The sequence below is a fragment of the Paraburkholderia sp. BGA-UO-ETr-F12 genome, from assembly GCF_059567945.1.
Genome location: NZ_JCAQOZ010000033.1, coordinates 1 through 8,740, shown reverse-complemented (window position 1 = coordinate 8,740; position 8,740 = coordinate 1). Strand labels below are relative to the sequence as shown.

The window sequence follows — 8,740 nt, the reverse complement described above, 5'->3', positions numbered from 1 at the left end:
GTACGCCAGCTTCAAGACCATGCGCACCGTGCTGTTCCTCATCGCCGGAAAGCTCGACTTCTCAGCACTCAATCCGCATGCGTCGTGAGCCGCATTACCCACTCCATTTTTGAAAGAGCCGGTTTTTTGCGTTCGGGCGGGGGCTCGCTCGCAACGCCTGCATCCATACGCCCGGAAGGGCTGCACGGCGACCGTGCGCATGGTGGTTTAGAATCGATGGATTAGAGACCCCGCGCATCTATCGAGAGCACCAGAACCGATATGGCTTACAAAACGATTGAAGACACGATCGGCAATACGCCGCTCGTGCAACTCGTCCGGCTGACTGACGACGAGATTCGCAGCCGCAACAACGTGATCCTTGCAAAGCTCGAGGGCAACAACCCCGCGGGGTCGGTGAAGGACCGTCCGGCGCTGTCGATGATCAAGAAGGCGGAAGCGCGTGGGCGCATCAAACCGGGCGACACGCTGATCGAATCGACCAGCGGCAACACCGGCATCGCATTGGCCATGGCGGCGGCAATCCGCGGCTACAAGATGGTGCTGATCATGCCGGAAGATCTGTCGGTGGAGCGCCGTCAGAGCATGGCTGCTTATGGCGCGCAGATCGTCCTGACGCCGGTCACGGGCGGCATGGAGTACGCACGCGATCTGGCCGAACAGATGCAGCGCGAAGGCAAGGGCATCATCCTCGACCAGTTCGCGAACCCGGACAATCCGGCCGCGCATGTCGAAGGTACGGGTCCGGAAATCTGGCGCGATACCGAAGGGCGAATTACGCACTTTGTCTCGTCGATGGGCACGACCGGCACGATCATGGGCGTGTCCACCTATCTGAAGGAACAGAATCCGGCGATCGAGATCATCGGCGCACAGCCTGAAGAGGGTTCGCGCATTCCGGGCATCCGCAAATGGCCGGAAGCCTATTTGCCGAAGATTTTCGATCGCAGCCGTGTGGACCGCGTCGAGAACGTGAGTCAGGCCGCAGCCGAAGCGATGGCGCGGCGCATGGCTTCGGTCGAAGGCATCTTCGCCGGCATCTCGTCGGGCGGAGCCTGTGAGGTGGCGCTGCGCATTGCGCGCCAGGTCGAGAACGCGACGATCGTGTTTATCGTCTGCGACCGGGGCGACCGGTATCTGTCGACGGGTGTGTTCCCGGCTTGATTGCGCCCGGGCGCATCGAGCGACCCTCGAACTGAGTTGACCAAAAAAAGCGCCGGGTTTGACCGGCGCTTTTTTATTTCGCTTACCACCTGTTTGTAATGCGACGCGGACCTGATCGCCTAGTGTCCGCCAAGCGCCGCCAGCTTACTGCGAAGCCGCGTCAGGCGCCGCCGCATTGCCGCTGCCGGCGTTGTTCGCAGCGTCGCTCGCTTCCATCTGCGCCTTGACTCGCTGACCCAGTTGATAGACCGCGAGTGCGTAGAAGAAACTGCGGTTATAGCGCGTCAGCACGTAGAAATTCTTCAGGCCCAGCATGTACTCGGTGCCGCGCCCCGGCGACGGCAGATCCACCACGGTCACCGGCGTGCCGGCTTCCGCCGCGATATCGACGTCTGGCTCGTTCAGCAGCAAGCCGGCACGCAGCAATTGGTCCAGCGGCCAATGCGGCTCCGGCTTGCCGTCGGCGGCTGCTTGCGCCACACCCAGGCTGCCGGCATCCGTGCCGATCTTCCACACGACCGGCCGGCCGTTTTCCCAGCCGTTCTGGCGCAGATAATTCGCCACGCTGCCGATCGCATCCGCCTGGCTCGTGCGCAGGTCGATCTGTTTGTTGCCGTCGTAGCTCACCGCGTATTCCACAATGCTGCTCGGCAGGAACTGCGGAATCCCGATCGCGCCGGTATAGGAGCCGAGCACGGTGGTCGGATCGATTTGCGAATCGCGCGTCCATACCAGGTAGTCTTCGAGATTCTTGCGGAAGGTCGCCTGGCGATCCGCGCGATTGGCGGTATTCGGATAGTCGAATGTGAGCGTGGTCAGCGCATCGAGCACGCGGAAGTTGCCCATGAAGCGCCCGTAGATAGTCTCCACGCCGATGATGCCGACGATCACTTCCGGCGGCACGCCGAACTCTTCATAGGCGCGCTGCAGCGTGGCCTGGTTGGCGCGCCAGAAGCGCACGCCGGCGTTGATGCGCACCGGGTCGAGAAAGCGCGACTGATACACGCGCCAGTTCTTGACCGACGGCGAGGGCGACGGCGTGACGAGCTTGACCGCCGTGGCCGAATAGCTCACGCGCGCGAAAAGGGCGTGCAGGGCGGCTTCGTCGAAGTCGTAGCGGGCCACCATGTCGCTGATGAACGCGTCCACATTGGCATTGTTCGCGTAGCGCTGCGGAATGATTTCTTCTTCGAAGGTTTGCCCTTGCGGCACCGCCGGTTGCGGCTGGCTTTGCGCCACCAGCAGCGGTTTCTTCGTGACGCTTTGCGCCATTGCCGGACCGGTTGCCATGAACATGCACGACGCGATAGACAGTGCGGTGGCCACGGTCTTCGTGCGTAGCCGGTTTCGTGCGGACAGAGCAAGCTTGACGGTCATAGTGAGCTGGGGGCGCAGTGCAAAAGAGACAGGGGAAAACGGATCGGGGCAGTATACCCGACGCCTCCCGCAAAACTGTGCCCAGCGCGTCACAGTCGCATGGTGTGGTAACTTGGCAAATGTTGGTGCGCCTGGTGTGCGCGCCCTGGACGGAGACACGCCGCGCGCGCTTTGAGAGCGCCGCGCCGCATACGAGAATCATGGCAACAGGCTTTTATTCCCACGCCGATTGTTTGCTGCACGATATGGGGCAGTGGCATCCCGAATGCCCGGCCCGGCTGCAGGCAATCGAGGATCAATTGATCGCGAGCCGCATCGACTCGCTGATCGAGCGCGAATCGCCGCCGCTCGCCGACGATGCCGCGCTGTTGCGCGTGCATACGCAAGCCCACGTCGACTACATCCGCAGCCGTTCGCCCGCGCAGGGGCTCGCGGAAATCGATCCTGACACGTCGATGAATCCGCATACCTTGCAGGCCGCGTTGCGCGCGGCCGGCGCCGCGGTGGCCGCGACCGACGCCGTGATCGAAGGCCGCTTCGATAACGCGTTCTGCAGCGTGCGCCCGCCTGGCCACCATGCGGAGCCGGCACGCGCAATGGGCTTCTGCTTTTTCAACAACGTGGCGATCGCCGCGCGTCATGCGCTCGACGTGCACGGCATGCAGCGGGTGGCGATCATCGACTTCGATGTCCATCACGGTAACGGTACCGAAGCGGCCTTTACGGGCGATTCGCGCGTGCTGATGTGCAGCATCTTCCAGCATCCGTTCTATCCGTTCACCGGCGCCGACAATCAGGCGCCCAACATGTGCAATGTGCCGATGCCGGCGCGCTCGAAAGGCATGGCGGTGCGCGAGGCGGTCGACATGCTGTGGCTGCCGCGCCTGCATGAATTCAAGCCGGAAATGATCTTCATCTCGGCGGGCTTCGACGCGCATCGCGAGGATGATCTGGGCAACATGGGGCTGGTCGAAGACGACTATGCATGGATCACCGACCAGGTGCGCGAGATCGCAAAGCGCTATGCGGGTGGGCGGATCGTCAGTTGTCTCGAAGGCGGGTACAACCTGTCGGCGCTCGGGCGCAGTGTGGTCGCGCATGTGCGCGCGCTGGCCGGAATCTGAGCCTCCGCGCGGCGGGCGCTGAGTAGGTCGCGCGAACCGTACGAGTTCAACGAGGAGCAAGCCATGAATGCCGAAGTGCGCAGCGCTTCATCACTGGTGGAAATGGAACACGACGCGTACGGCGTGCCGGGCGTCGTCTGCTTGACGATGAACCGGCCCGACGCCTTCAATGCGCTCTCCGAAGCCCTGCTCGACGAGTTGCAGTCGGCATTGACGGCGCTGGCGCAGTCCAATGCGCGGGTGGTGGTGATCGCCGGCGCCGGACGCGCCTTTTGCGCGGGACACGATCTGAAGGAAATGCGCGCGGCGCCGTCGCTGGCGTACTACCAGGCCTTATTCGCGCGCTGTACGAAACTGATGTTGACGATCCAGCGCATGCCGCAACCGGTGATCGCGCGTGTTCACGGCATTGCCACGGCGGCCGGTTGTCAGCTGGTCGCAATGTGCGACCTGGCCGTTTGCGCCGATACTGCGCGCTTTGCCGTCTCGGGTGTCAACCTCGGTCTCTTTTGTGCGACGCCTTCGGTGCCGCTGTCGCGCAATCTGTCGCGTAAGGCCGCGCTCGAAATGCTGCTCACCGGCGATTTCATCGACGCCGAGCAGGCGCGACAGCAAGGCCTTGTCAACCGCGTGGCGCCGGCCGATGCGCTCGATGCGGAGATCGCGCGACTCGCGAAAAGCATCTGCGCGAAGCCTGTGGAGGCGGTGAGCGCCGGAAAGGGCCTGTTCTATCGCCAGCTCGAAATGGGCATCGAAGCGGCGTATCAGCTGGCTGGACAGACCATGGCCTGCAACATGATGGACGACTCCGCGCTCGAGGGCGTACAGGCCTTCATCGATAAACGGCCGCCGGACTGGCAGCGTTAGCCGTCTCGTTGCCGGCCATTGGCTGGGTTCGGTGCGCCGGCCGCGCGCAAACCCGCACGCTTGCGAGCCGTCCGCCGCTCAGGCCCTGGGCAGCCGCTTCTCCATCCAGTCGATCAACGCGCCGATCACCCGATCCCGGTCGAGATCGTTCATCGTCTCGTGATAGCTGCCTTCGTGCATCGTGAGCGTTTTGTCCGGCGAACCGGCGTGCGCGCCGAAATCGCGGCTGCCTTCGGGTTCAGTGAGTTTGTCGGCGGTGCCGTGGTACACCAGCAGCGGCACGCTTAATGCGCCCCGACCGCGTTCAATGCGCGCCATCGCCTGCAACAACTCCGCGCCCGTACGCGCGGGAATCGCGCCGTGATGAACCAGCGGATCGTTGCGATTGGCGTTCACCACGGGCTCAAGCCGCGAGAGCAGGGCCGCGTCGATTTTCATCGCCGGGAAGGTCGGCCAGATGCGGCTGATCACCTGGCTTACCTTGAGCATCCAGCGCGGCACGTCACGACCCGGTGCGAGGGCGGGGCTCGACAGGATCAGGCCACTCAGCCGGCGCCCGCTCGCCTTGAGCCGTTCGATCGCGTATAGCGCCGCGACCGCGCCGCCCATGCTGTGCCCCATCAGGAACAGCGGGGCGCAGCTCGTTGCCGCTTCATCGAGCAAGGCCTGCGCGTCGAGCAGATAGTCGTCGAAGCGGTTCACCCATACGCGTTTGCCCGGCGCATGCCCATGTCCGCGCAAATCGATGGCGACGAGTTCGAAGCCGGCCGAATTCAGCCGATCCGCCAGCGCCGCGTAGCGTCCGGCATGCTCCGCCAGTCCGTGCACAAGCGCAACCGTGCCGCGCAAGGGTGTCGTGGCGGGCCAGCGATACAGAGGCAGTTCGATGCCGTCGCCCGTCGTGACGGTCGAGCGCTGTGCAGCGCCGCCTTTCGGGGCGCCCGCTATCGGACGCGCATTGCCGGGTCGGGTTGTGTCCATGGTTGACCTTTATCCTGAACGTGTCCTGATTTCGAATCGCCCGATCATAGTCGCAGCGGGTGTGCGCACGCGAGCGTCTCGCCTCGGGCATGCCTCTAATGCTTTATGGTTATGAAAAGATCGTAATTGATTATTAAAGGGAATGACGGTGCTGCGGTAGAATCGCGGGTTCAAATCCCAATAAAAGCAACGGCGGCCGCTTGTCGGGAGCGCACAACGCTCGTTGGCAAACCCCGCCGTTTTGTTTTCCATGATCGAAATACGCAATATCTCTCAGCGGTTTGCCGGGCCACGGGGCTGGGTCGAGGCGCTGCACAACGTCAATCTGTCGATTCCGGCGGGCGAGGTGTTCGGCATCATCGGCCGCAGCGGCGCGGGCAAGAGTACGCTCGTGCGCACCATCAACCTGCTGACGCGCCCGAGCGAAGGCAACATCGTTGTCAACGGCCGCGATCTGACGACGCTGCCCGCCGCGCAATTGCGCGAGGCGCGTCGCGAAATAGGCATGATTTTTCAGCACTTCAACCTGCTGTCGTCGCGCACGGTGTACGAGAACGTGGCGTTGCCGCTCGAACTCGCCGGCATGAAGCGCGACGAGATCGAGGCGAACGTGTTGCCGCTGCTCGAACTGGTCGGCCTGTCGGCGCAGAAGGACCGTTATCCGGCGCAGATCAGCGGTGGGCAGAAGCAGCGCGTCGGCATCGCGCGCGCGCTGGCGAGCAAGCCGAAAGTGTTGCTTTCCGACGAAGCGACCTCGGCGCTCGACCCCGAAACCACGCGCGCGATCCTCGAACTGCTCAAGCGCATCAACCGTGAACTGAACCTGACGATCGTGCTGATCACGCACCAGATGGATGTGATCAAGCAGGTCTGCGACCGCGTCGCGGTGCTGGACGCAGGCCGTGTGGTCGAAGAGGGCAAGGTCATCGACGTGTTCCTGCAACCGCATCATGAAGTCACGCGCGCGCTGATCGGCGACGTGATCGCGCAGGAACTGCCGCCCGCCATGAAGGCGCGCGTGGCTGAACGCCTCAAGACCGGCAGCGGACATTTGCTGCGCCTCGCCTTCACCGGCTCGGGTGTCGATCAACCGATTCTGTCGGAAACGATTCGCCGCTACGAACTCGACTTCAACATCCTGCACGGCCAGATCGACGAGATTCAGGGGCAGGCATTCGGCTCGCTCGCGGTGCTGGCGGGCGGTGAACCGGCGAAAGTGGCGCAGGCGCTGACGTATCTGCGCGAGCAGGGTGTGGTGGTGGAGGAGCTGTCGTATGTTGAGTGAAATGTTCGATATGTTCGTCCAGTCGTTCTGGGAAACGCTCGTGATGGTGGGCATTTCCGGGTTGGTCGGCGCGGTCGTCGGCCTGCCGCTCGGCGTACTGCTGTATCTGACGGACCGCCAGGGCGTGTTGCAGAACATTGCCGTGAATCGTGTGATGGGGGTGATCGTCAACGCGGTGCGTTCCACACCGTTCATCATTTTGCTGGTCGCAGTGATTCCGTTCACGCGCCTCGTGGTGGGTTCGTCGATCGGCACGGCTGCGGCCGTGGTGCCGTTGACGATCGCCGCAGCGCCGTTTATCGCGCGTCTGGTCGAGACGGCGTTGCGCGAGGTCGATCGCGGTCTGATCGAAGCCGCGCAGGCAATGGGCGCGACCACCAGCCAGATCGTTTTCAAGGTGCTATTGCCTGAGTCGCTGCCGGGTGTGGTTGCCGGCTTGACGATCACCTTCGTATCGCTGGTCGGCTATTCGGCGATGGCCGGTGCGATCGGTGGCGGCGGGCTCGGGGATCTGGGCATTCGTTACGGGTACCAGCGTTTCTTGCCGGAAGTGATGGTGACGGTCGTGGTAATCCTGATCGTCTTCGTGCAACTGGTGCAGTCGTTCGGGGATTGGCTCGTGCGTCGTTTGAGCCATAAATAAACAAGGGTCATCGGAACCCGCCAAGCAGAATCGAGAAAAGGTCCATCATGCAACGTCGTTTCATTCTCAAGCTGGCCGCCACGCTCGGCGCCGCATCGCTGTTCGCTGCCGCCACGGCGGCTCACGCTGACGACACGATCAAGGTCGGCGTCACCGGCGGCCCGCACGCGCAGATCATGGAAGTCGTGAAGACGGTCGCGGCAAAGAACGGGCTAAACATCAAGATCGTTGAATTCTCCGACTACGTGCAGCCGAACGCGGCGCTTGCCGGCGGCGATCTGGATGCGAACAGCTACCAGCATGACCCGTACTTGCAGGCACAGGTGAAGGATCGCGGCTACAAGCTGATCCGTATCGCCGACACGGTCACGTATCCGATGGGCATCTACTCGAAGAAAGTGAAGACGCTCGCCGAATTGCAGCCGGGCGCGAAAATCGCGGTGCCGAACGACCCGACCAATGGCGGCCGCGCGCTTCTGTTGCTGCAAAAGCAGGGGCTGCTGAAGCTGCGCCCCGAAGCGGGCCTGAAGGCAACACCGCTCGACATCGTCGACAACCCGAAGAAGCTGAAGATCGTCGAACTCGACGCTGCGCAAATTCCGCGTTCGCTGAACGACGTGGACGCCGCGGCGATCAATACGAACTTTGCGATGGAAGCGGGCCTGAAGCCCAAGCAGGACGCGATCGCAATCGAAGACCCGAAGGGTCCGTACGTGAACATCATCGCAATCCGCGAAGCGGACAGGAACAAGCCCTGGGTTGCGAAGCTGGTCGCGGCGTATCATTCGCCGGAAGTGAAGCAGTTCGTCGAAAGCAAGTTCGGCGGGTCGGTGATCACGGCCTGGTGATTTGACGGCCGGTTTTTCGGCCGTTTTCCAACTGTTGGCATGGCAAGACACGGCGGCAATGCAAAATTAGAGTCGTAAGTCTTAACCCGGGGTTGTCGCCCGGGTTTTTTCGAGATTAAAATAGAACGATCGTTCGATATTGCCGTCACGCCGCTGAGGAGCGATATCCTCCTGCTAGAGCGCCCGCGACACGGCTGCCGCGAAAGGGCAGTCGTTATAATGTTCGTTGGGTTGACGTATTCGTAACTTTGGAGCGTGTGCATGAAAATCCTGGTGCCAGTGAAGAGAGTGGTCGATTACAACGTGAAAGTCCGGGTGAAGTCGGACGGCACGGGCGTCGACATCGCGAACGTGAAGATGTCGATGAATCCGTTCGACGAAATCGCGGTTGAAGAAGCAGTGCGTCTGAAGGAAGCGGGCGTGGCGACCGAAGTGATCGCCGTGTCGGCGG

The 8,740-nt window shown here is 62.6% G+C and carries 9 protein-coding genes and 1 pseudogene; 8 read left to right on the top strand and 2 right to left on the bottom strand.

Annotated elements, in window-relative coordinates; all coding sequences use genetic code 11:
* Positions 1-225: hypothetical protein (locus AC57B6_RS16340; RefSeq protein ID WP_496421712.1), on the top strand; the 225-nt coding region annotated here is incomplete at its 5' end.
* A gap of 36 nt (positions 226-261) precedes the next feature.
* Positions 262-1,164: a cysteine synthase CysM gene (gene cysM, locus AC57B6_RS16335; RefSeq protein ID WP_028200072.1), complete on the top strand. Its 903-nt coding sequence runs from the start codon at positions 262-264 to the stop codon at positions 1,162-1,164.
* 144 nt (positions 1,165-1,308) lie between these two features.
* Here cysM and mltB read toward each other — a convergent pair whose 3' ends face one another.
* Complete coding sequence (mltB, locus tag AC57B6_RS16330) at positions 1,309-2,541, bottom strand: lytic murein transglycosylase B (RefSeq protein ID WP_496421711.1); 1,233 nt, start codon at positions 2,539-2,541, stop codon at positions 1,309-1,311.
* Positions 2,542-2,741: 200 nt separating this feature from the next.
* On the opposite strand from mltB, the gene AC57B6_RS16325 reads away from it, so the two are divergent.
* A complete protein-coding gene (locus AC57B6_RS16325) occupies positions 2,742-3,665 on the top strand; it encodes a histone deacetylase family protein (protein WP_106352590.1) in 924 nt (307 codons plus the stop codon).
* 63 nt (positions 3,666-3,728) lie between these two features.
* Positions 3,729-4,532 carry an enoyl-CoA hydratase gene (locus tag AC57B6_RS16320; protein ID WP_144193965.1) on the top strand — a complete coding sequence of 268 codons (804 nt, stop codon included), beginning with the start codon at positions 3,729-3,731 and terminating at the stop codon, positions 4,530-4,532.
* Between the two features lie 78 nt (positions 4,533-4,610).
* Here the strand turns inward: AC57B6_RS16320 and AC57B6_RS16315 are convergent, their stop codons facing one another.
* Positions 4,611-5,513 carry an alpha/beta hydrolase gene (locus tag AC57B6_RS16315; RefSeq protein WP_183796537.1) on the bottom strand — a complete coding sequence of 301 codons (903 nt, stop codon included), beginning with the start codon at positions 5,511-5,513 and terminating at the stop codon, positions 4,611-4,613.
* A gap of 250 nt (positions 5,514-5,763) precedes the next feature.
* On the opposite strand from AC57B6_RS16315, the gene AC57B6_RS16310 reads away from it, so the two are divergent.
* From AC57B6_RS16310 to AC57B6_RS16295, 4 genes and pseudogenes are all read left to right on the top strand, one after another.
* Entirely contained in the window at positions 5,764-6,798 is a 1,035-nt protein-coding gene (locus AC57B6_RS16310) for a methionine ABC transporter ATP-binding protein (protein WP_028200067.1), read from the top strand.
* Complete coding sequence (locus tag AC57B6_RS16305) at positions 6,788-7,441, top strand: methionine ABC transporter permease (RefSeq protein WP_028200066.1); 654 nt, start codon at positions 6,788-6,790, stop codon at positions 7,439-7,441. Before AC57B6_RS16310 ends, AC57B6_RS16305 begins: the two co-directional genes overlap by 11 nt.
* Before the next feature lie 47 nt (positions 7,442-7,488).
* Complete coding sequence (locus AC57B6_RS16300) at positions 7,489-8,289, top strand: MetQ/NlpA family ABC transporter substrate-binding protein (protein ID WP_178369380.1); 801 nt, start codon at positions 7,489-7,491, stop codon at positions 8,287-8,289.
* A gap of 261 nt (positions 8,290-8,550) precedes the next feature.
* Positions 8,551-8,740: pseudogene (locus tag AC57B6_RS16295) on the top strand (electron transfer flavoprotein subunit beta/FixA family protein); the annotation flags it as partial.

Coding starts and splice junctions, on each gene's coding strand:
- mltB (WP_496421711.1), bottom strand. CDS start 2,541: ATGACCGTCAAGCTTGCTCTGTCCGCACGAAACCGGCTACGCACGAAG.
- AC57B6_RS16310 (WP_028200067.1), top strand. CDS start 5,764: ATGATCGAAATACGCAATATCTCTCAGCGGTTTGCCGGGCCACGGGGC.
- AC57B6_RS16300 (WP_178369380.1), top strand. CDS start 7,489: ATGCAACGTCGTTTCATTCTCAAGCTGGCCGCCACGCTCGGCGCCGCA.
- AC57B6_RS16325 (WP_106352590.1), top strand. CDS start 2,742: ATGGCAACAGGCTTTTATTCCCACGCCGATTGTTTGCTGCACGATATG.
- AC57B6_RS16315 (WP_183796537.1), bottom strand. CDS start 5,513: ATGGACACAACCCGACCCGGCAATGCGCGTCCGATAGCGGGCGCCCCG.
- AC57B6_RS16320 (WP_144193965.1), top strand. CDS start 3,729: ATGAATGCCGAAGTGCGCAGCGCTTCATCACTGGTGGAAATGGAACAC.
- AC57B6_RS16305 (WP_028200066.1), top strand. CDS start 6,788: ATGTTGAGTGAAATGTTCGATATGTTCGTCCAGTCGTTCTGGGAAACG.
- cysM (WP_028200072.1), top strand. CDS start 262: ATGGCTTACAAAACGATTGAAGACACGATCGGCAATACGCCGCTCGTG.